This window comes from Flavobacterium zhairuonense (assembly GCF_004352915.1).
Classification (GTDB): domain Bacteria; phylum Bacteroidota; class Bacteroidia; order Flavobacteriales; family Flavobacteriaceae; genus Flavobacterium; species Flavobacterium zhairuonense.
In genome coordinates, this window is record NZ_SJSY01000071.1 from 86,700 (window position 1) to 106,553 (window position 19,854).

Below are 19,854 nucleotides of genomic sequence, written 5' to 3' on the forward strand. Positions count from 1 at the left end.
CAAAAGTATGAATGATAAAGATTTCAAGTTTTCGACCGCTGTAATTGGACTTCCACTTTTTTTTGTCCTTTTTTTGTGGATCATTTATTGGCTTCAAATTCGGTTTGATTTTGATTTTTACCAAAACGGAATTTATCCAAGGGATTTTTCGGGTTTGCAAGGCGTTTTGTTTAGTCCTTTCATTCACGAAAATTTGGAGCATTTGTATAATAATTCGATTCCGCTTTTGGTTTTGCTTGCCGCTTTGCAATATTTTTATCCAAAACAGAGTATTCCGGTTATTGGTTACGGAATTTTGTTTTCGGGTTTAATTACATGGATTATTGGCCGCGAAAACTATCATATTGGCGCAAGCGGATTAATTTATGTTTTAGTTAGCTTTATTTTTTTCAAGGGAATTCAAACGGGGTATTATCGTTTGGTCGCGCTTTCACTTTCGGTGATTTTGTTATATGGAGGAATGATCTGGTATGTTTTTCCTGATGTTGATGCAGCAATTTCATGGGAAGGACATTTGGCAGGTTTGATAACTGGATTTGTGCTTTCATTACTTTACAAGACGCCAGAATATGCCAAACCTATTGTTTACGATTGGCAAAGACCTGATTTTAATCCTGAAGAAGATCCTTTTATGAGACATTTTGATGAAAACGGAAACTTTGTAAATATTGAAAAACCCGAAGAAGAATCTGAATTTAAGGATAGCTATTTTAGCTCAAGTTTTCCCGTGCATTATATCGTAACAAAATCTGAATCAGAGGATAAAAGATGAGCAGTGTTTTCTGAATTGGCTTAAAAAAGATTATTTTTGTATGAAAATCAACTTTTATTTAGCTTGTTATGAAGAAGATAGGTTTTGTGTTTATTGGCTTGCTTGTTTTGGTAAGTACGAAAATAATTGCTCAATGCGATATTAAAAACAGAGTAGCCGCTGATGGTTCGATGATGTATTATTTTGAGCCTGAAGTTTTCTATACAACAAAGTCTAAATCTTTGAAAATAAATATTGTTACTGATAAAGAACATTATTTTATAGCATTACAGCCAACGCCATTTCCATCTAAAAAAGAAGGAAAAAAAATTAAGGCCGATTTACTCATGCACTTGGCAGATAATAAAACATATACGCTCACACATTACGACACACAGTATATCAATAACGATTCTATAATGCAGGTTCTATATCTAATTGATGATAAAGATGTAGAATCGTTTTCTAAATTTGAAGCGCAAGTTGCCGAAATTAGAATGGAAGGAACAGAATTTGTTCGTGATTATACTTTTAAACTGCACAAGGCAGCTATAATAAGACAGCTAGCTTGTTTTTTGAAAGAAGAGGAGAAGTAATAATTATTGATCTTCGGGTGTCAATTCTTCGTGAGTGTGAAATAACTTTTTGTTTAAATTTTTGAAAAGATTATTGAAAGTTACTGTCACCGATGCTGCATTTACAGTTTGATTGCCATCGCTCCTTGGAAGAAATTCATTGGCATATGTTAGTTCAAATTGAATATCATCTGCAAATAAATATCCCGCCCCAATATTAAATCTATTTCGATCAAAAAAACTTTCACCAGTAACTTTTGCCCCTGATTTGAAGTATAGTTCGTCTGAAGCAATTGCGTAAACAACACCTTGTCTTAAAACTTTGCTATTAATTGGCTGTAAGTATTTAATTTGTTGACGATAGCGAATTACATTGTCATAATCATCGTTCTGATTTTTCATATGCCGAAGTTCAAGCCTCATGCGGGTGCTTAAAGTATAGCCGGTTTTATGAAAGTAATAAATTCCTTGTACAGCAAATCTCCATTCCGGAGATTTAAATTGACCAATTTCTGGAACATCTTTGTTATTGTAATAAGCAAGAAAGCTAGATAATTTCCATCTAGGAGTCAAATAATAATGTCCCCAGCCACGAAGTACTCTCTGGATATTCTGTTCAAATAAATTAGGTGAAGATTCTGTACTGCTGTATGTGCTTCCAATATTTAATTCGGCAGACCACTTTTCACTGATCGTTCGGTTAAATTGGATTTCGTTCCAGAATTGATTATAAGTAGTAGTTTGTGAATGAATAATACTTGTAATTGAGAAAATTACAAGTATTAAACAATTTCTTTTAAGGATGTTATGAGTATTTTTTGATGACATTCATTCTGTTGTTTATGAGTCAACCTAATTCTCAATAGTTTTAGCTTCTTTGGCGAACCGTTTCGTATAAAAATGCACCGCAGGCTACAGAAACATTCAATGATCCAATAGAACCAAACATTGGCAGTTTTGCTTTTTCATCTACAATTTTTAATACCGACGGATTTATTCCTCGATCTTCAGAACCCATAATAATTGCGACAGGTTCATTTAAGGTTATATCGTAAATATTTTGATCTGTTTTTTCGGTAGCGGCAACCGTTTTGATTCCTGATCCTTGCAAATAAAATATAGCATCTTTGATGTGCTCGACTTTACAGATTGGCACGTTAAAAACAGCTCCAGCAGATGTTTTCACTGTATCTCCATTTACAGGAGCAGATCCAGCTTTTTGGATAATAATGCCATTTACGCCCGTACATTCAGCAGTTCTGATGATAGCTCCAAAGTTTCTTGCATCAGAAATTTGGTCCAAAATTAAAAATAAAGGTTTTGCGCCAGACTCAATTGTTGATTCAACTAATTGTTCTAATTCCATAAAACCAATTGGTGAAATTGTTGCCACGGCACCTTGATGGTTATTTGGCGTCAAGCGATTTAGTTTTTCAACAGGAACGTAAGAGAAATTAATGTTGGCACGTTTCATTACCTTCATTAAGTCTTTCATTAATTCGCCAGAAATATCTTTTTGTATAAATACTTTGTCGACTTCTTTTCCGGCCTGAATTGCTTCTATAATGGCTCTAATTCCAAATATTTGATGTTCTTTTTCCATGATGCAAATATAGGTATATTGTTTATATAAAAAAAAACCACTCTGAATGAACAGAGTGGCTTTAGTATTATGTTTTTTGGTCTAAAATTAGAATTTATCCCAGAAAAGTTTTGTAGTTAACAAATCTCCACCGATAGCTGTAGAAGCAGCTTTCCAGTTTGTGTTATTTGTTTGTTGCTCAAGAACTGGGTAAGTCATTCTTACTGGAACTTTTCCGCCAGCATTGTTAATTGCTGTAGGAGGAGCTAGTAATACAGGGAAATCTAATCTTCTCCAGAAATTCCATCCAGCTAAAGCTTGATTGTACATCGCTACCCAAGCTTGCTCTCCAATTGATTTTTTCCAGTTAACTGGATCGTATGGTTTTGTCGCAAGGTAAGCAGTAGCTTCAGCTGCTGTACCACCCCATTCTAAGATTGAAGCAGTAACCGCTGCATTGTAAGCTGCTGGTGCTGCAGCTGTATTCCAACGTGCATTTGCCTCAGCAACATAAAAAGCAACCTCTGTAGCTGTGATGATGTTTCCTGGAGTGTCAGGTGTGTATGCATAATCTCCAGCGTGAGAGTACTCTCCAAATTCACCACCTTCACCAATTGGTAAACCAATATATTGGCCACCTACAGTTGTGAAGTAACCTGGTCTTCTTGGGTCATTAGAAGCATTCATGTAATCTACTAAAGTTTTTCCTCCAACGAAATCTTCTCTACCACTAGCCTCTAAGTTTTCGTATAAAGGGTTGTAGTTTGGTGAAGCAGGTAAGTATGGGAAATGTGCATTACTAGCAGGAGATGTCATTACTCCACCAGCAATAGCTGCAAGCGCAGTAGTCTGTGCTAAAGTTGGGTTTGAATCAGCGATTCCAATTGCAAGTTTTAATTTTAAAGAGTTTGCAAATGTTTTCCAAGAAGCTGGATCTCCTCCGTAAATTTTGTCACCATCAGCAAATGTTGGGAAGCTATTTGCTGTTCCACTGCTTAAAGCAGTGATGTCAGCATTGATTCTTGTAATTAAATCAGCATAAATAGTTGCTCCATCATCGTAAGCAGGTAATGGGTATTGAGCAAGGTTTGCAGCTTGAGTGTAAGGAATATTACCAAACGTATCTACTAAAAGCTGAAAAGTATAAACTTGCAAGATATCAATAATAGCTAATTGAGTCTTTTTGTTTGCTGGCCAAGCTGCTAGTTCATCTGCAGTTGGTTCATAAGCACTAATGATCGTTTTAGCTTTACCAAGATTGTTCAATACGTTTACGTAGTTGTCTGAGTAAATTTGGTTAGAAACGTTACGGTTCGTAAAGTCGTAGTTACTTTCGTTTACGTAAGTTGTTTCCTGCCAGTATTGCATTGTCAATCTAAAGTTGTTCTCATTTACGCTTGGAGTATTAGTGTAATCGCTTAATTCTTTTTGCGCGTAAGTGATTAGCGATCCTGGTACAGTGCTATAAGCACTATTTGGATCGGTATTTGCATCTTCATTAACACAAGCTGTCATCGACAGACCTACTGCTAATATTGCTATGATTTTTTTCATTTTCATTTTTTTTAAAAATTAACTTTGACATTAAAAGAAATATTTCTTGTTGTCGGCATAGGTCCTGATTGGTAACCTTGAGTGTTTCCTGAAGACAATCCAGCTTCTGGATCAGAATAAGGTAAGCTTTTGTCAATGATCCAAAGGTTGTTTCCTATTACGCTAAATGAAGCTCCTTTAATTGCACTTCCTAAAATGCTTGAAGGAAGATTATAAGTCAATACAACCTCTCTTAATTTTACAAATCCAGCGTCATAAACAAATGCAGCAGCAGGTGGGTCTGTACCTAAAACTTGGCTAGATTGAGATCTGTCTAATCTTGTAGTATTTGTAACATATTGTGGTTGTCCGTTTGTTGGAGTGTAAGCAGGGTTTGCCATCACACCTTGTAAAATTTCACCACCACCGTTAGCTAATGTATTTCTTACTGGGTTTCCTAAGTCGTTGTTTCCAACAGAGTTAGCATAGATACCAGTTCCATATCCATAGTATTGGTCAAGTGAGAAAACACTTCCACCTTTTTTCATGTCAATTAAGAAACTGAAAGAAAGGTTTTTGTAGTTGAATTTGTTGTTGATACCACCAATCCAATCAGCTTGGTAAGTTCCCAATTTGTTGTCAGTAGTTGTAGAAACTTCGTATGCACCGTTAGCACCGATAATTCTGTTACCAGCATCATCTAATACGTAAGTTGTTCCCCAAATTTGACCATAATCTTGGTTTAATGGAGCATTGATACTGATACCTCCTTGTAGAGAGTTGATGTTGATGTTCTCAATACCTGGAGCCAATTCTGTAACTTTAGTGTTAGGGTTAGACCAGTTAACGCTAATGTCCCAAGAGAAGTTGTCAGTTTTAACAGGAGTTCCTGTAAGAGTAACCTCAAAACCTTTTGTAGTTAATGTACCAGCATTAACAGTGTTGAAGTTTGATCCAGTAGAAGTTGATACTGGTAATGGTAAGATTTGATCGAAAGCTTTGTTTTGGAACCAAGCAACATCAAATCCAAGTCTGTTTTGTGCAAACTGCATGTTCAAACCTATCTCCACGTTGTCTAATCGTTGTGGTTTTAAGTTTGGATTTTTAGCAGTAGTGTTGAAAGAATATACTGGAGTTCCGAATGGAGTTCTAGCAGTATAGTTGTCTAATAATTGGTTTGGATCTGTATCAGAACCTACTTGAGCATAAGCAGCTCTGAATTTACCAAAGTTGATGAACTCAACATCTTTTAACCAGTTTGAGAAAACAACAGATCCAGATATTGCAGAATACCAGTATGCATTGTTGTCAGCTGGAAGAGCAGAAGACTCATCTCTTCTAACAGAACCCTCTAAGTAGTAAGTTCCTTTGTATCCTAACGTAGCTTGTGCAAATAAACCTAATACTTCTTTTCTAGTATCTACGATTCTAGGAAGAGCAGGTGCAGAAACTGAGTTAGAGATTGTGTATAATCCAGGGATGTATAAACCTCCTGAAGTCATTTGTTGGTTAATGAATCTGCTTTGTACGTTGTAGTTTGTACCAAGTAAAAAGTTAAGATTCAAATCCTCAGTTAAGTCTTTTTTGTAAGTAGCTAAGAAATCATAGTTTTGCTCACTGAAGTTATACAAATCTAATGCATATCCAGATGGTTGAGCAGGAAGGTTTTGAAGGTTTGAGTTAGAGCCTAGAGTTGCTGGAGTTGAACCTGGAGCAATTCTGTCTTCTGTTTTTAAGTTGAAACCGTCAGTACCAATTCTACCTGTAAAGCTTAAGTTTTTATTTACGTCGTAAGTAATACTAGCGTTAGCAGCAACTCTTTGTCTGCTATCGTTGTTGTAGTTCTCGTATCTTTGGAAGTAAGGGTTATCCCAGTATGCTGGAGTAATGTCTGCAGCACTTTTGATATTCCAAGTATAGTTTTGACGGCTTTGGAAATAAAGATCTCTTTGCTCGTTAAGGTCAACGTTTGTAGCCCACCATTGTCTGAAACCAGCTAATTGGTTTCCTCCGTATCCAGTTGAGTTTCTGTTTCTTGTGTTTTGTGAAACATAAGTCGCGTTGAAAGTAGAGCTTAATTTGTCATTGAATTTGTAGCTACCAGCAAAGTTAAAGTTGTTTTTGCTTAATAATGAGTTTGGCAAAATGTCTCTGCTGTCTGTGTTTGCGTAAGTTAATCTGTAAGTAGCTTTTTCAGTACCTCCATTTAACGAGATGTTGTTGATTGTAGATGTTCCTGTATCAAAAAATTCGATTGGACCATTTTCTGCCACTTTCCATGGAGTTTGTTTTCCATAATTAGGAGAACCTGGAGTAAAAGCATCATATTGCCATACTAAAGAACCATCATATTTTGGTCCGTAAGAAGCATCATCTCCAGATCTAGATCTTGGTTGTCCGTTGTAAGTAGAGAATCTTTGCCCAAAATAACCTTCTCCGTACTCTTGTTGGTATTTAGGGAAAGTTGTTTTGTCTACTGTAGACATTGTGTAAGAAGAAGAAAATTCAACTGATAAATCAGTTCTAGATTTTCCTTTTTTAGTTGTAATGATGATCGCACCATTTTGAGCTCTAGATCCATAAAGAGCTGTTGCAGCAGCACCTTTTAATACGTTGATCTCAGCAATGTTGTTAGGGTTGATATCAGATGCCGCGTTACCGTAATCGTAACCACCTCTACCACTTTTTTGGTCATTACTGTTTACGTTGTTGTTCAAAATTGGCACACCATCAACTACGAATAAAGCCTGGTTGTCACCCAAAAGAGATTTGTAACCTCTAAGAACCACGTTAGTAGATCCTCCAAAGTTAGTACCTTGAGTTACACTAAGACCAGCAACTTTTCCTGATAAGTTATTTGTGAAGTTTCCTGTAGGAACAGTTCCAACTTGTTCAGCAGATACTGTTTGTGCAGAATAACCAAGAGATTTTTTCTCTCTTTTAATACCTAATGCAGTTGTAACAACAACTCCTTCAAGTTCTTGTGCGGCTGCAGCTAATTTTACGTTTAAAGAAGTAGAGCTTGCAGCTACTTCTTGGGTTTTCATCCCGATGTAGCTAAATACCAAAATTTGGCTTGATGATGCTTTGATGGTAAATTTACCGTCAAAATCAGTTTGCGTTCCTGATTTTGTTCCTTTTACTAATACACTAACACCTGGTAAAGGCATTCCTGCATTGTCAGAAACAGTACCCGAAACGGCTCTTTCTTGCGCAAAAGTAAGTTGCGCCACTAGTACTAAGAAAAGTACTAAGAATCCATTGAACTTTAGTTTCATTTTTAAATATTTTGAATTAGTATCGCAAAACTCTTAATAATTTGTTAACTATCCTAATATTACTTTAAACTTTTTTCCGTTCTCACTAAAATTTAACATTATAACATATGTTTACGATAGTGTTATATAATTGTATTTCTTGAATGTCTTGACTTCCGTTTGTAAGATTAATCCTCAGCAGTCCATTGGGCGTCTGCAGGACAGAACCAATACCAACACCAATTAACTTTTTTGTTTTGTTTGGGTCGATGGTAGATGTTAAGTCTTGATAGATGCCGTAATCAGTGATAGTGTGGATATATATGTTTTTTGAAAATTTATATCGATACTCCGTTAGGATTAAAAAATTGAAGTTACATTGTAGGCTGTTTTCTAAAAAACCTCGGATAGAATTCATGCCTCCAAAACGGTATAATTCATTCGAAATGTAATTTTTGCTTGAGAGATAAAAATTTTGTGAATTTATGTTAATGAAATTCTTGTCGTTTATTTCAAAATTATATGATGCATTAAGATTTGTATAAAATTGTGTACTTGTCCCGGCTGTTTCAGGATCATTGTTTGTGCTTCTTTTCCCGTAACCAATAATCCAGTTAACTAAAGCTTTTCTCGGTACAAGATTGTTTTTGTGGTCTGTTTTCTTGTAATCAAAACTTGAAGTGAAATAAGAATTTTTAAAGTCACTAATAAATGAATTGTTTGCATTTTGAATATCGCTCGACTCAGTTGATTGATATCCAGCATAAATTCGGGAATTGTAATTTATGAAGTAGCCAAGATCAATCGCGGTCTTTGTGTTTTGAAATGTGCTGTCTTGTTTGAAAATGTTTAATTGAGCTTTTATTCCTAAAGATGACTGAAATATATATGGAATCTCAACTTTTGTATTGAAGGTTTTTTGTTGATTGCCGTCGCTTTTCCAGTATAGCGAAAATTGTTCTCCGGCATGAAGCGTGTTTAAAAGTGAAATGTCTACATATCCATTTACATTCATTTTTTCATCTTTGTCATTTGCAAATCCTATGTATCCATCAAAAGTATTTGCCTTCCTTTTTTCTATATAAGTGTAAATTTTGGTTGAGTCAGTTGTGAATAGTATTTCTGGATATTTTGTTTGAGAAACAAATTCATAACTGTTGATGTCCTCGTAAAGTTGTTGCGTGGTTTCTTGGTTAAATGTTTTGCTCAGATATTTTTTGTTGAGTTGCTTTAAGTGTCCCTTGGGGAAAAAGTCTTTCCCTTTTGGATTTGCGTAATTAAGAATGATTGAATTTATGATGCGTTTTTTTTCAGATTTAAAATTTAAATCTGCATAAATTACAGAATTCTTTTTTTTGATGTTTTCGAGTTTGATCTTGCTTAGTGCAAAACCTTGTTTTTCGGCGTCAATTATTTTTTGGTTCAAATAATTTTCGAGTTCTATATATGGAAGGATTATGGTGTCGCTTTTTGTTTTTTCGGCGTAAAAAAAGGAATTATTTATACCTATATATATATGTATAGATTTTGTTTGTTGTTTTAATTGAATTTCAGAGCTGTAAGTGCTGTCGTTTATTTGGATTGTGTTTTGAATGTTGTTTTCTAGATATCCGATTTTTGATAGTTTTTCTGAAATCAGTTTTATTTCGTCAAACATTGATTTTACATTAATGTGATTTGGTTTATAGGCTAATGAGTCAATTGTTTGAGTTTCAGCTTTGTTTTTTCCTCTTATTGTTAAATGAAAATTTTGGGCATGGGAGGAGAGGCTTATGAAGCAAAGAAGGAATATTTGTGGAATTAGTTTCAAAAGCTGGTTTTTCATTTGTTAAAAGTATTGCAAATATCTATTCTTTGTTTGTAAAATCATAAGCTTAAATAATGTTATTGAAAATTAATGATTTAACGTTTGTATAGTGAAAAATATTTTATACATTTGCAACCCCGTAAAAAGCGGGAATTTAATAAACATAATAATTTTTAGTATTAATTATGCCAACAATTCAACAATTAGTAAGAACAGGAAGAACTCAGATCACTAAGAAGAGTAAATCGGTTGCTTTAGATTCTTGTCCTCAAAGAAGAGGGGTTTGTACGCGTGTTTACACTACTACGCCAAAAAAACCAAACTCTGCAATGCGTAAAGTTGCGCGTGTACGTTTGACAAATGGTAATGAGGTGAATGCTTACATCCCAGGAGAAGGACACAATCTACAAGAGCACTCGATAGTATTAGTGCGAGGTGGAAGGGTAAAAGATTTACCAGGTGTTAGATATCACATCGTTCGTGGAGCGCTTGATACGTCAGGTGTTGCAGGAAGAACGCAAAGAAGATCTAAGTACGGTGCTAAACGCCCAAAAGAAGCAAAAAAGTAATTTAAAAACTTTTAAGAAAAAGACATGAGAAAAAGAGCGGCAAAGAAAAGACCACTTTTACCGGATCCAAGGTTTAACGACCAATTAGTAACACGTTTTGTGAACAACTTAATGTGGGATGGTAAGAAATCTACAGCTTTTAAAGTATTTTATGATGCTATAGATATCATTGAAACTAAAAAGCAAAATGATGAGAAGACTTCATTAGAGATCTGGAAAGATGCTTTAACAAACGTTATGCCTCACGTAGAAGTACGTAGCCGTAGAGTTGGTGGAGCTACATTCCAAATCCCAATGCAAATTCGTCCAGACAGAAAAATTTCTATGGCAATGAAGTGGTTAATACTTTATTCTAGAAGAAGAAATGAAAAATCTATGGCACAACGTTTAGCTTCAGAGTGTTTAGCTGCTGCTAAAGAAGAAGGTGCTGCGGTTAAGAAAAGAATGGATACTCACAAAATGGCAGAAGCTAACAAAGCATTCTCTCACTTTAGATTTTAATTCGTAAGAAATGGCTAGAGATTTAAAATATACAAGAAATATCGGAATCGCTGCTCACATTGATGCTGGTAAGACAACAACAACTGAGCGTATTCTTTTTTATACTGGAAAGTCACATAAAATTGGTGAGGTGCACGATGGTGCTGCAACAATGGACTGGATGGCTCAAGAGCAAGAAAGGGGTATTACAATTACTTCTGCTGCTACAACTTGTACTTGGAACTTTCCAACTGTACAAGGTAAAGTTATTCCAGAATCATTACCATACCACTTTAATATTATTGATACTCCTGGACACGTTGACTTTACTGTAGAGGTAAACCGTTCTTTACGTGTACTTGATGGTTTAGTTTTCTTATTTAGTGCTGTTGATGGTGTTGAGCCTCAATCAGAAACTAACTGGAGACTTGCTGATCAATATAGAGTTCCTCGTATGGGATTCGTAAATAAAATGGACCGTCAAGGTGCTAACTTTTTAGCTGTATGCGGACAGGTTAAAGATATGTTGAAATCAAATGCGGTTGCAATTACTTTGCCTATTGGTGATGAAGCAGATTTTAAAGGTATTGTGGACTTAGTTAAAAATCAAGCTATCGTATGGCATGATGAAACTCAAGGAGCTACTTTTGACGTTGTAGATATCCCAGCTGATATGGTTGATGATGTTAAGCATTATCGTTCTATTCTTATCGAAGAGATTGCAACTTATGATGAAAATCTTTTGGATAAGTACATGGAAGATGAAAATTCTATTACTGAAGAAGAAATCAACAACGCTTTAAGAGCGGCTACTATTGATATGGCGATCATTCCTATGCTTGCTGGTTCTTCTTTCAAAAACAAAGGTGTTCAATTTATGTTGGATGCAGTTTGTAAATATTTGCCATCTCCATTAGATAAAGAAGGTATTGAGGGAATTCACCCTGATGATGCTGAATTATTAGAAGAAGATCAAACTAAGATCATTCGTAGACCAGATGTAAAAGAGCCGTTCGCTGCTTTAGCATTTAAAATTGCTACTGACCCATTCGTAGGTCGTTTAGCTTTCTTCCGTGCTTACTCTGGGCGTTTAGATGCTGGTTCTTATGTTTTAAATACTCGTTCTGGTAACAAAGAGAGAATTTCTCGTATTTACCAAATGCACGCTAACAAACAAAATCCAATCGAATTTATTGAGGCTGGAGATATTGGAGCTGCTGTAGGATTTAAAGATATCAAAACTGGAGATACTTTATCTGACGAGAAGCACCCAATTATCTTGGAATCTATGAAGTTCCCAGAGCCAGTAATTGGTATTGCTATTGAGCCTAAAACTAAAGCTGACGTTGATAAAATGGGTATGGCTTTGGCTAAATTAGCTGAAGAGGATCCAACATTTACTGTAAGAACTGATGAGGCTTCAGGTCAAACTATTATTTCTGGTATGGGTGAGCTTCACTTGGATATCTTAGTTGATCGTATGAAACGTGAGTTTAAAGTAGAGGTTAACCAAGGTGAGCCACAAGTTGAGTACAAAGAGGCGTTTACTAAATCTGCTCAACATAGAGAAACTTACAAAAAACAATCTGGAGGTCGTGGTAAATTCGGTGATATTGTATTTAGAATCGAGCCTGCTGACGAAGTTGATGGTAAAGTTCCAGTTGGATTACAGTTCGTAAATGAGGTAAAAGGTGGTAACGTTCCTAAAGAATATATCCCTGCTGTTGAAAAAGGTTTCCGTGAGGCTATGAAAACAGGTCCATTAGCTGGATATGCTGTTGATAGTTTGAAAGTAACTTTATTAGACGGATCTTTCCACCCTGTGGATTCTGATGCTCTTTCTTTTGAATTAGCTGCTAGAATGGGTTATAAAGAATCTGGACGTGCTGCTGGAGCTGTTATTCTTGAGCCAATCATGAAAATCGAAGTTATTACTCCTGAAGAAAACATGGGTGATATCGTAGGTGACTTGAACCGTCGTAGAGGTCAAGTGAATGACATGGGTGATAGAAATGGTGCTAAGACTATCAAAGCTGATGTGCCTTTATCAGAAATGTTTGGTTATGTAACTACATTAAGAACATTATCTTCTGGTAGAGCTACTTCAACAATGGAGTTCTCTCACTATGCAGAGACACCTTCTAATATTTCAGAAGAGGTAATCAAAAAAGCAAAAGGTAACGCTTAATTTTAAGAAAATGAGTCAAAAAATCAGAATAAAACTAAAATCTTACGATCACATGTTGGTAGATAAATCTGCTGAAAAGATCGTAAAAACAGTAAAAACTACTGGAGCGGTTGTAACAGGTCCAATTCCGTTGCCAACTCACAAAAAACTTTTCACTGTATTACGTTCTCCGCACGTTAACAAAAAAGCGAGAGAGCAATTTGAAGTAATGTCATACAAGAGATTGATTGATATTTATTCATCTTCATCTAAAACTATTGATGCTTTAATGAAACTTGAATTGCCAAGTGGTGTTGAAGTAGAGATAAAAGTATAATTTTTTTATATTTTTTTATATAAAAAGCGAGTCAGAAATGTCTCGCTTTTTTTTGTTTGCAGAAATACCTTTCGTTGCATGTTTTTGCGGGATTTTAAGTTTGAAATTTTTTTTCTAAATTTCTTTAAATGCCTTTGTTTTAAAGTGATGCGAGACTTTTTTGTTGTGATTTTATTAATTAATTGTTAAGCGTTGTTTGTTTGTAAGGGGAACAAATAAGATCAAAATTTGGAATAAAAAGGGCTGTTTTTGATGTCGGTTTTGAGCTTGGATTTTGATTATGAGCGATTTAATTTTTGTAACTGTTTGGTATATTCAATTTTAATAACTACTTTTGCACTCCCTGTTTGGAAATTTCTGTTATTTTCAAATTGAAGGGAATTTTAGTAATTAATAATTAATATTTATGTCTGGGTTAATTGGTAAGAAAATCGGCATGACTAGTATTTTTGATGAAAACGGGAAAAACATTCCTTGTACAGTAATCGAAGCTGGACCATGCGTTGTTACCCAAGTCAGAACCAACGAGGTTGACGGGTATGAAGCGTTGCAACTTGGTTTCGATGACAAAAACGAGAAACATTCTACTAAAGCTGCTTTAGGGCACTTTAAAAAAGCTGGAACTGTTGCTAAGAAAAAAGTCGTTGAATTCCAAGATTTCGCAACTGAACAAAAATTAGGAGATCTTATTGATGTTACAATTTTTGTAGAAGGAGAATTTGTAGACGTACAAGGTGTGTCTAAAGGTAAAGGTTTCCAGGGTGTTGTTAAACGTCACGGTTTTGGTGGTGTTGGACAAGCTACTCATGGTCAGCACAACCGTTTAAGAGCGCCAGGTTCTGTAGGAGCTTCTTCTTATCCATCTAGAGTATTCAAAGGAATGCGTATGGCTGGAAGAATGGGAGGAGAAAATGTAAAAGTTCAAAACCTTAGAGTTTTAAAAGTAGTTGCTGAAAAGAACCTACTTGTTGTTAAAGGATGTATTCCAGGACACAAAAACTCTTACGTAATCATTCAGAAGTAATGGAAGTAAAAGTATTAGATTTCAACGGAAAAGATACTGGAAGAAAAGTTCAACTTTCTGATTCAGTATTCGCAATTGAACCAAACAATCACGCAGTATATCTTGATGTTAAGCAATATCTTGCTAATCAAAGACAAGGTACTCATAAAGCTAAAGAAAGAGCTGAAGTAACTGGAAGTACTCGTAAGATTAAAAAACAAAAAGGAACTGGTACTGCTCGTGCAGGAAGTGTTAAGAATCCTTTGTTTAAAGGTGGAGGAACAGTTTTCGGACCAAGACCAAGAAGTTATTCATTTAAGTTGAATAAAAACTTGAAAAGATTGGCTAGAAAATCAGCTTTCTCAATTAAAGCAAAAGAGTCAAATATTGTAGTTCTTGAAGACTTTAATTTTGAAGTGCCAAACACTAAAAATTTCATTAACGTTTTGAAAGCTTTAGGGTTAGAGAATAAAAAATCTTTATTTGTATTGGGCGAGTCAAATAAAAATGTATATTTGTCGTCACGTAATTTAAAGGCTTCAAATGTCGTAACTAGCTCAGAATTAAGCACTTACGCAATATTAAACGCTAATAATTTAGTGCTTTTGGAAGGTTCTTTAGAGTTAATTGAAGAAAATTTAAGTAAATAATAGGAATATGAGCATCATTATTAGACCTATAGTAACAGAAAAAGTAACCAAAGAAAGTGAAGTTCTAAACCGCTTCGGATTCGTTGTTAACAAAAAAGCAAACAAAGTTGAGATTAAGAAAGCTGTTGAAGCTGCTTATGGAGTAACTATCGTTTCTGTTAACACAATGAATGTGAGACCAGATAGATCTACTAAATACACTAAAAGTGGTTTAATCAGTGGAAAGACAAATGCATACAAAAAAGCAATTGTTCAAGTACAAGAAGGAGAAACAATTGATTTTTACAACAATATCTAAGATAGAAAAATGTCAGTAAGAAAATTAAAACCTATTACCCCAGGTCAGCGATTTAGAGTTGTGAATGGTTATGACGCCATTACAACTGATAAGCCGGAACGCTCTTTGATAGCGCCGATAAAAAACTCTGGAGGTAGAAATAGTCAAGGAAAGATGACCATGCGTTATACGGGTGGTGGTCACAAGCAGAGATATCGTATTATTGATTTCAAAAGAACTAAAGATGGAATTCCAGCTACAGTGAAATCAATCGAATACGATCCAAATCGTACTGCGTTTATCGCTTTATTAGCTTATGCTGATGGAGAGAAAACTTATATTATCGCACAAAATGGATTGAAAGTTGGGCAGAAATTAGTTTCTGGACCAGAGTCTCAACCAGAAATCGGTAATACATTACCTTTAAGCAGAATTCCTCTTGGAACTGTTATATCTTGTATTGAGTTACGTCCAGGACAAGGAGCTGTTATTGCTCGTTCAGCTGGAACTTTTGCTCAGTTAATGGCAAGAGACGGGAAATATGCAACAATTAAAATGCCATCTGGTGAGACAAGATTGATCTTGTTGACATGTTCGGCTACAATTGGAGCTGTTTCTAATTCTGACCACCAATTAGTTGTGTCTGGAAAAGCAGGTAGAACAAGATGGTTAGGAAGAAGACCTAGAACTAGACCAGTAGCGATGAACCCAGTTGATCACCCTATGGGAGGTGGTGAAGGACGTTCTTCTGGAGGGCATCCACGTTCAAGAAAAGGATTGCCAGCTAAAGGTTACAGAACTCGTTCTAAGAAAAACCCGAGTAACAAGTATATCGTAGAACGTAGAAAGAAATAATAAGATATGGCACGTTCATTAAAAAAAGGACCTTTCGTTCATTATAAATTAGATAAGAAAGTTCAAGAAAACGTAGAGAGTGGTAAAAATTCAGTAGTAAAGACTTGGTCTAGAGCTTCAATGATTACTCCAGATTTCGTTGGACAAACTATCGCAGTTCATAACGGTCGTCAATTTGTACCAGTTTACGTAACAGAAAACATGGTAGGTCACAAATTAGGAGAATTTTCGCCAACTAGATCTTTTAGAGGTCATGCTGGAGCAAAAAATAAAGGTAAAAAATAAGAAGCAATGGGAGTTCGTAAAAGAGAAACAGCAGATGCGAGAAAAGAGGCTAATAAGTCTATCGCTTTCGCAAAATTGAATAACTGCCCTACTTCACCTAGAAAAATGCGCTTAGTAGCGGACTTGGTAAGAGGTCAGAAGGTAGAAAGAGCACTTAACATTTTAAGATTCAGTTCTAAAGAAGCTTCAAGAAAATTAGAAAAACTATTATTATCTGCAATCAACAACTGGGAGCAAAAAAATAGTGAAGGTAATTTAGAAGAAGCTGGATTATTTGTTAAAGAGATCAGAGTAGATGGTGGAATGATGTTGAAAAGACTTCGTCCAGCTCCACAAGGTCGTGCACACAGAATAAGAAAACGTTCTAATCACGTTACAATCGTGCTTGGAGCTATCAATAACACACAAAGCAATTCTTAAGCAGCATGGGACAAAAGACAAATCCAATTGGAAATAGACTTGGTATCATCAGAGGATGGGACTCAAACTGGTATGGTGGAAATGATTACGGCGATAAATTAGCTGAAGATCACAAAATCAGAAAGTATATCCACGCTCGTTTATCAAAAGCTAGTGTATCTAAAGTAATCATCGAGAGAACTTTGAAACTTGTAACCGTTACTATCACTACTGCTAGACCTGGTATCATTATCGGAAAAGGTGGACAAGAGGTAGACAAGTTGAAAGAAGAACTTAAGAAAGTTACTGACAAAGAGGTTCAAATTAACATCTTTGAAATTAAAAGACCTGAGCTAGATGCTTATCTTGTGGCTACAAGCATCGCTCGTCAAATCGAAAGCCGTATTTCTTACAGACGTGCAATCAAAATGGCTATTGCTGCTTCTATGCGTATGAACGCTGAAGGTATCAAAGTTTTGATTTCTGGTCGTTTGAATGGTGCAGAGATGGCGCGTTCAGAAGGTTTCAAAGAAGGTAGAATTCCTCTATCAACTTTCAGAGCTGACATTGATTATGCTTTGGCTGAAGCTCACACTACTTACGGTAGAATGGGTATCAAAGTATGGATCATGAAAGGTGAAGTTTACGGTAAGAGAGAGCTTTCTCCGCTTGCTGGAATGGACAAAAAACAATCTGGTACAGGTGGTGGTAAAGGTGGAGATGCTCCTAGAGGCAAATCTAACTTTAACAAAGGCGGTAAACCAGATGCTCGTAAAAGAAAGTAAATTTTTAAACTAAAGAAAAATGTTACAGCCTAAAAGAACAAAATACCGTAAGGTACAAAAAGGTAGAATGAAAGGTAACTCTCAAAGAGGGCATGAACTTTCAAATGGAATGTTTGGAATTAAATCTGTGCATGAAGATGGAATGTTCTTAACTTCTCGTCAAATCGAAGCTGCACGTATCGCTGCAACTCGTTACATGAAGAGAGAAGGACAATTGTGGATCAAAATTTTCCCAGACAAACCTATCACTAAGAAGCCTCTTGAAGTACGTATGGGTAAAGGTAAAGGAGCAGTTGAATATTGGGCTGCTGTTGTTAAACCAGGAAGAATTATGTTTGAAGTTGGAGGGGTTCCATTGTCAGTTGCAAAAGAGGCTTTACGTCTTGCAGCTCAAAAACTTCCAGTAAAAACTAAGTTCGTCGTTGCTAGAGATTTCGAAGCATAATTTATATTTATTATGAAACAATCAGAAATAAAAGATCTTTCTGCAGCGGAGTTGCAAGAAAAGCTTAGTCAAACTAAGAAAGTATATGCTGACCTGAAAATGGCTCACGCTATTTCTCCAATTGCAAACCCACTTCAAATTAGAAGTGTAAGAAGAACAGTTGCTAGATTGGCTACTGAGTTAACTAAAAGAGAGTTACAATAATTGTATTCTGCTGAAAGATGGAAGAAAAAAGAAATTTAAGAAAAGAAAGAATAGGTGTTGTTACTTCAAATAAGATGGATAAATCTATCGTTATTTCTGAAGTAAGAAAAGTAAAACACCCATTATACGGTAAGTTCGTGTTGAAAACAAAGAAATATGTTGCACACGACGAAAAAAACGACTGTAACATTGGAGATACTGTAAGAATTAGCGAAACGCGTCCTTTAAGTAAAACAAAATGTTGGAGATTAGTTGAAATCTTAGAAAGAGCTAAATAATTATGGTACAACAAGAATCAAGACTAAAAGTAGCAGATAACACGGGAGCTAAAGAAGTTTTAACTATTCGTGTTTTAGGAGGTACTAAAAGAAGATATGCCTCTGTTGGTGACAAAATTGTAGTTTCTATCAAAGATGCAACTCCAAACGGAAACGTGAAAAAAGGAGCTGTTTCAACTGCAGTTGTTGTACGTACTAAAAAAGAAGTGAGAAGAGCTGATGGTTCTTATATCCGTTTCGATGACAATGCATGTGTTCTTTTGAACGCTGCAGGTGAAATGAGAGGGACTCGTGTTTTTGGTCCGGTAGCAAGAGAACTTCGTGAAAAACAATTCATGAAAATTGTATCATTAGCACCAGAAGTGCTTTAATTCGTTTTAAGATGATAAAGCTAAAAATAAAATCAGGAGATATCGTAAGAGTTATTGCTGGAGACCATAAAGGTGCTGAAGGTAAAGTTTTACGTGTTTACCGTGAAAAAAACAAAGCGATCGTTGAAGGTGTAAACATGGTTTCTAAACATACTAAACCAAGTGCTAAAAACCCTCAAGGTGGTATCGTTAAGAAAGAAGCTTCTATTCAAATTTCTAACATTGCTTTAATTGATCCTAAAACTAAGGAAACAACTAGAGTAGGTATTAGAGTAGAAGGAGATAAGAAAGTAAGATTTTCAAAAAAATCTAATCAAGTACTATAGTAATGGCATATACACCTAGACTAAAAGAAGAATATAAGAGTAGAGTAATCGCTGCTCTTAAAGAAGAGTTCGGATATACAAACGTGATGCAAGTTCCTAAACTTGAAAAAATCGTTTTGAGCCGTGGAGTTGGTGCAGCTGTATCTGATAAAAAACTTATTGACTATGCAGTTGATGAGTTGACAAAGATCACTGGACAAAAAGCAGTTTCTACAATCTCTAAAAAAGACGTTGCGTCTTTCAAATTGAGAAAAGGAATGCCTATTGGAGCAAAAGTTACTTTACGTGGAGAAAGAATGTATGAGTTTTTAGATAGACTTATCACTTCTGCTTTGCCACGTGTTAGAGATTTTGGTGGTATTAAAGCTACTGGATTCGACGGAAGAGGTAACTACAATCTTGGAGTTTTAGAGCAAATCATTTTCCCAGAAATTGATATTGACAAAGTAAACAAAATTTCAGGAATGGATATTACTTTTGTTACTACTGCAAAAACAGACAAGGAAGCAAAGTCATTATTGGCTGAATTAGGATTACCTTTTAAAAAGAATTAAGACATGGCTAAAGAATCAATGAAAGCCCGCGAGGTGAAAAGAGAGAAAACGGTAGCTAAGTATGCTGAGAAGAGAAAAGCTTTATTAGAAGCTGGAGACTACGAAGGTTTACAAAGATTGCCTAAAAATGCTTCACCAGTTCGTTTACACAATCGTTGTAAATTAACAGGTAGACCTAGAGGTTACATCCGTCAATTCGGTATTTCACGTGTAACTTTCCGTGAAATGGCTAACAATGGATTAATTCCTGGTGTGAAAAAAGCATCTTGGTAATCTGGCAATAAGTTATTACTTTTGCAAACCAAAAAAATAATTTTTAATTGATTAAAGGTTCGGGAGATGAGTATCTCCCGAAAACCATAAT

The 19,854-nt window shown here is 35.5% G+C and carries 25 protein-coding genes; 20 read left to right on the forward strand and 5 right to left on the reverse strand.

All coding sequences use genetic code 11. From position 1 onward, the window contains the following. Positions 1 to 7: 7 nt before the first annotated feature. The gene (locus EYY60_RS09295) at positions 8 to 772 is read left to right on the forward strand and encodes a rhomboid family intramembrane serine protease (RefSeq protein ID WP_132989103.1); all 765 of its coding nucleotides are present in this window, start codon (positions 8 to 10) and stop codon (positions 770 to 772) included. A gap of 68 nt (positions 773 to 840) precedes the next feature. Then, positions 841 to 1,347: a hypothetical protein gene (locus EYY60_RS09300; protein WP_132989104.1), complete on the forward strand. Its 507-nt coding sequence runs from the start codon at positions 841 to 843 to the stop codon at positions 1,345 to 1,347. Positions 1,348 to 1,350: 3 nt separating this feature from the next. On the opposite strand, the gene EYY60_RS09305 is transcribed toward EYY60_RS09300, so the two are convergent. The 5 genes from EYY60_RS09305 to EYY60_RS09325 form a co-directional block, all read right to left on the reverse strand. Further along, positions 1,351 to 2,154 (reverse strand): DUF2490 domain-containing protein, encoded by an 804-nt coding sequence (locus EYY60_RS09305; RefSeq protein ID WP_132989105.1) that lies wholly within the window; start codon positions 2,152 to 2,154, stop codon positions 1,351 to 1,353. Positions 2,155 to 2,194: 40 nt separating this feature from the next. Then, positions 2,195 to 2,929 (reverse strand): 23S rRNA (guanosine(2251)-2'-O)-methyltransferase RlmB, encoded by a 735-nt coding sequence (rlmB, locus tag EYY60_RS09310; protein ID WP_132989106.1) that lies wholly within the window; start codon positions 2,927 to 2,929, stop codon positions 2,195 to 2,197. An 87-nt stretch (positions 2,930 to 3,016) separates the two neighbouring features. Next, a complete protein-coding gene (locus EYY60_RS09315) occupies positions 3,017 to 4,462 on the reverse strand; it encodes a SusD/RagB family nutrient-binding outer membrane lipoprotein (RefSeq protein WP_132989107.1) in 1,446 nt (481 codons plus the stop codon). A gap of 11 nt (positions 4,463 to 4,473) precedes the next feature. After that, positions 4,474 to 7,719 (reverse strand): SusC/RagA family TonB-linked outer membrane protein, encoded by a 3,246-nt coding sequence (locus EYY60_RS09320; protein WP_132989108.1) that lies wholly within the window; start codon positions 7,717 to 7,719, stop codon positions 4,474 to 4,476. An 85-nt stretch (positions 7,720 to 7,804) separates the two neighbouring features. Continuing rightward, positions 7,805 to 9,523, reverse strand: coding sequence for a BamA/TamA family outer membrane protein (locus EYY60_RS09325; protein WP_132989109.1), 1,719 nt, complete (start codon positions 9,521 to 9,523; stop codon positions 7,805 to 7,807). Between the two features lie 167 nt (positions 9,524 to 9,690). On the opposite strand from EYY60_RS09325, the gene rpsL reads away from it, so the two are divergent. The 18 genes from rpsL to rpsN all read left to right on the forward strand — a co-directional run bounded on the left by rpsL (position 9,691) and on the right by rpsN (position 19,763). After that, complete coding sequence (gene rpsL, locus EYY60_RS09330) at positions 9,691 to 10,074, forward strand: 30S ribosomal protein S12 (protein ID WP_007136570.1); 384 nt, start codon at positions 9,691 to 9,693, stop codon at positions 10,072 to 10,074. 24 nt (positions 10,075 to 10,098) lie between these two features. Next, positions 10,099 to 10,575, forward strand: coding sequence for a 30S ribosomal protein S7 (gene rpsG, locus EYY60_RS09335; RefSeq protein ID WP_026727879.1), 477 nt, complete (start codon positions 10,099 to 10,101; stop codon positions 10,573 to 10,575). 10 nt (positions 10,576 to 10,585) lie between these two features. Next, positions 10,586 to 12,742: an elongation factor G gene (gene fusA / locus EYY60_RS09340; RefSeq protein WP_026727878.1), complete on the forward strand. Its 2,157-nt coding sequence runs from the start codon at positions 10,586 to 10,588 to the stop codon at positions 12,740 to 12,742. 10 nt (positions 12,743 to 12,752) lie between these two features. Continuing rightward, positions 12,753 to 13,058: a 30S ribosomal protein S10 gene (gene rpsJ / locus EYY60_RS09345; RefSeq protein ID WP_007803605.1), complete on the forward strand. Its 306-nt coding sequence runs from the start codon at positions 12,753 to 12,755 to the stop codon at positions 13,056 to 13,058. Between the two features lie 406 nt (positions 13,059 to 13,464). Beyond that, positions 13,465 to 14,082, forward strand: coding sequence for a 50S ribosomal protein L3 (gene rplC / locus EYY60_RS09350; RefSeq protein ID WP_132989110.1), 618 nt, complete (start codon positions 13,465 to 13,467; stop codon positions 14,080 to 14,082). Beyond that, positions 14,082 to 14,711, forward strand: coding sequence for a 50S ribosomal protein L4 (gene rplD, locus EYY60_RS09355; RefSeq protein WP_132989111.1), 630 nt, complete (start codon positions 14,082 to 14,084; stop codon positions 14,709 to 14,711). Before rplC ends, rplD begins: the two co-directional genes overlap by 1 nt. Before the next feature lie 7 nt (positions 14,712 to 14,718). Further along, complete coding sequence (rplW, locus tag EYY60_RS09360) at positions 14,719 to 15,009, forward strand: 50S ribosomal protein L23 (RefSeq protein WP_008464286.1); 291 nt, start codon at positions 14,719 to 14,721, stop codon at positions 15,007 to 15,009. A gap of 9 nt (positions 15,010 to 15,018) precedes the next feature. Then, positions 15,019 to 15,843 (forward strand): 50S ribosomal protein L2, encoded by an 825-nt coding sequence (rplB, locus tag EYY60_RS09365; RefSeq protein WP_091496650.1) that lies wholly within the window; start codon positions 15,019 to 15,021, stop codon positions 15,841 to 15,843. Positions 15,844 to 15,849: 6 nt separating this feature from the next. Continuing rightward, entirely contained in the window at positions 15,850 to 16,128 is a 279-nt protein-coding gene (rpsS, locus tag EYY60_RS09370) for a 30S ribosomal protein S19 (protein WP_012022488.1), read from the forward strand. Positions 16,129 to 16,134: 6 nt separating this feature from the next. Continuing rightward, entirely contained in the window at positions 16,135 to 16,548 is a 414-nt protein-coding gene (gene rplV, locus EYY60_RS09375; protein WP_007803631.1) for a 50S ribosomal protein L22, read from the forward strand. A 5-nt stretch (positions 16,549 to 16,553) separates the two neighbouring features. Then, positions 16,554 to 17,312 carry a 30S ribosomal protein S3 gene (gene rpsC, locus EYY60_RS09380; RefSeq protein WP_008464292.1) on the forward strand — a complete coding sequence of 253 codons (759 nt, stop codon included), beginning with the start codon at positions 16,554 to 16,556 and terminating at the stop codon, positions 17,310 to 17,312. A gap of 19 nt (positions 17,313 to 17,331) precedes the next feature. Beyond that, positions 17,332 to 17,757, forward strand: coding sequence for a 50S ribosomal protein L16 (gene rplP, locus EYY60_RS09385; RefSeq protein ID WP_008464295.1), 426 nt, complete (start codon positions 17,332 to 17,334; stop codon positions 17,755 to 17,757). Positions 17,758 to 17,769: 12 nt separating this feature from the next. Continuing rightward, complete coding sequence (gene rpmC, locus EYY60_RS09390; RefSeq protein ID WP_008464297.1) at positions 17,770 to 17,961, forward strand: 50S ribosomal protein L29; 192 nt, start codon at positions 17,770 to 17,772, stop codon at positions 17,959 to 17,961. Positions 17,962 to 17,978: 17 nt separating this feature from the next. Continuing rightward, positions 17,979 to 18,239: a 30S ribosomal protein S17 gene (gene rpsQ / locus EYY60_RS09395; RefSeq protein ID WP_008464298.1), complete on the forward strand. Its 261-nt coding sequence runs from the start codon at positions 17,979 to 17,981 to the stop codon at positions 18,237 to 18,239. Between the two features lie 2 nt (positions 18,240 to 18,241). Further along, the gene (gene rplN / locus EYY60_RS09400; protein WP_007803649.1) at positions 18,242 to 18,610 is read left to right on the forward strand and encodes a 50S ribosomal protein L14; all 369 of its coding nucleotides are present in this window, start codon (positions 18,242 to 18,244) and stop codon (positions 18,608 to 18,610) included. A gap of 11 nt (positions 18,611 to 18,621) precedes the next feature. Next, positions 18,622 to 18,936, forward strand: a complete 315-nt coding sequence (gene rplX, locus EYY60_RS09405; protein ID WP_026727873.1) for a 50S ribosomal protein L24 — start codon at positions 18,622 to 18,624, stop codon at positions 18,934 to 18,936. A 2-nt stretch (positions 18,937 to 18,938) separates the two neighbouring features. Further along, the gene (gene rplE, locus EYY60_RS09410; RefSeq protein ID WP_073418353.1) at positions 18,939 to 19,490 is read left to right on the forward strand and encodes a 50S ribosomal protein L5; all 552 of its coding nucleotides are present in this window, start codon (positions 18,939 to 18,941) and stop codon (positions 19,488 to 19,490) included. A 3-nt stretch (positions 19,491 to 19,493) separates the two neighbouring features. Next, entirely contained in the window at positions 19,494 to 19,763 is a 270-nt protein-coding gene (rpsN, locus tag EYY60_RS09415) for a 30S ribosomal protein S14 (RefSeq protein WP_008464305.1), read from the forward strand. Positions 19,764 to 19,854 lie beyond the last annotated feature (91 nt).

Excerpts from the sequence above, each read along its gene's own strand:
- EYY60_RS09295 (WP_132989103.1), top strand. The coding sequence starts at position 8 with ATGAATGATAAAGATTTCAAGTTTTCGACCGCTGTAATTGGACTTCCA.
- EYY60_RS09300 (WP_132989104.1), top strand. The coding sequence starts at position 841 with ATGAAGAAGATAGGTTTTGTGTTTATTGGCTTGCTTGTTTTGGTAAGT.
- EYY60_RS09305 (WP_132989105.1), bottom strand. The coding sequence starts at position 2,154 with ATGTCATCAAAAAATACTCATAACATCCTTAAAAGAAATTGTTTAATA.
- rlmB (WP_132989106.1), bottom strand. The coding sequence starts at position 2,929 with ATGGAAAAAGAACATCAAATATTTGGAATTAGAGCCATTATAGAAGCA.
- EYY60_RS09315 (WP_132989107.1), bottom strand. The coding sequence starts at position 4,462 with ATGAAAAAAATCATAGCAATATTAGCAGTAGGTCTGTCGATGACAGCT.
- EYY60_RS09320 (WP_132989108.1), bottom strand. The coding sequence starts at position 7,719 with ATGAAACTAAAGTTCAATGGATTCTTAGTACTTTTCTTAGTACTAGTG.
- EYY60_RS09325 (WP_132989109.1), bottom strand. The coding sequence starts at position 9,523 with ATGAAAAACCAGCTTTTGAAACTAATTCCACAAATATTCCTTCTTTGC.
- rpsL (WP_007136570.1), top strand. The coding sequence starts at position 9,691 with ATGCCAACAATTCAACAATTAGTAAGAACAGGAAGAACTCAGATCACT.
- rpsG (WP_026727879.1), top strand. The coding sequence starts at position 10,099 with ATGAGAAAAAGAGCGGCAAAGAAAAGACCACTTTTACCGGATCCAAGG.
- fusA (WP_026727878.1), top strand. The coding sequence starts at position 10,586 with ATGGCTAGAGATTTAAAATATACAAGAAATATCGGAATCGCTGCTCAC.
- rpsJ (WP_007803605.1), top strand. The coding sequence starts at position 12,753 with ATGAGTCAAAAAATCAGAATAAAACTAAAATCTTACGATCACATGTTG.
- rplC (WP_132989110.1), top strand. The coding sequence starts at position 13,465 with ATGTCTGGGTTAATTGGTAAGAAAATCGGCATGACTAGTATTTTTGAT.
- rplD (WP_132989111.1), top strand. The coding sequence starts at position 14,082 with ATGGAAGTAAAAGTATTAGATTTCAACGGAAAAGATACTGGAAGAAAA.
- rplW (WP_008464286.1), top strand. The coding sequence starts at position 14,719 with ATGAGCATCATTATTAGACCTATAGTAACAGAAAAAGTAACCAAAGAA.
- rplB (WP_091496650.1), top strand. The coding sequence starts at position 15,019 with ATGTCAGTAAGAAAATTAAAACCTATTACCCCAGGTCAGCGATTTAGA.
- rpsS (WP_012022488.1), top strand. The coding sequence starts at position 15,850 with ATGGCACGTTCATTAAAAAAAGGACCTTTCGTTCATTATAAATTAGAT.
- rplV (WP_007803631.1), top strand. The coding sequence starts at position 16,135 with ATGGGAGTTCGTAAAAGAGAAACAGCAGATGCGAGAAAAGAGGCTAAT.
- rpsC (WP_008464292.1), top strand. The coding sequence starts at position 16,554 with ATGGGACAAAAGACAAATCCAATTGGAAATAGACTTGGTATCATCAGA.
- rplP (WP_008464295.1), top strand. The coding sequence starts at position 17,332 with ATGTTACAGCCTAAAAGAACAAAATACCGTAAGGTACAAAAAGGTAGA.
- rpmC (WP_008464297.1), top strand. The coding sequence starts at position 17,770 with ATGAAACAATCAGAAATAAAAGATCTTTCTGCAGCGGAGTTGCAAGAA.
- rpsQ (WP_008464298.1), top strand. The coding sequence starts at position 17,979 with ATGGAAGAAAAAAGAAATTTAAGAAAAGAAAGAATAGGTGTTGTTACT.
- rplN (WP_007803649.1), top strand. The coding sequence starts at position 18,242 with ATGGTACAACAAGAATCAAGACTAAAAGTAGCAGATAACACGGGAGCT.
- rplX (WP_026727873.1), top strand. The coding sequence starts at position 18,622 with ATGATAAAGCTAAAAATAAAATCAGGAGATATCGTAAGAGTTATTGCT.
- rplE (WP_073418353.1), top strand. The coding sequence starts at position 18,939 with ATGGCATATACACCTAGACTAAAAGAAGAATATAAGAGTAGAGTAATC.
- rpsN (WP_008464305.1), top strand. The coding sequence starts at position 19,494 with ATGGCTAAAGAATCAATGAAAGCCCGCGAGGTGAAAAGAGAGAAAACG.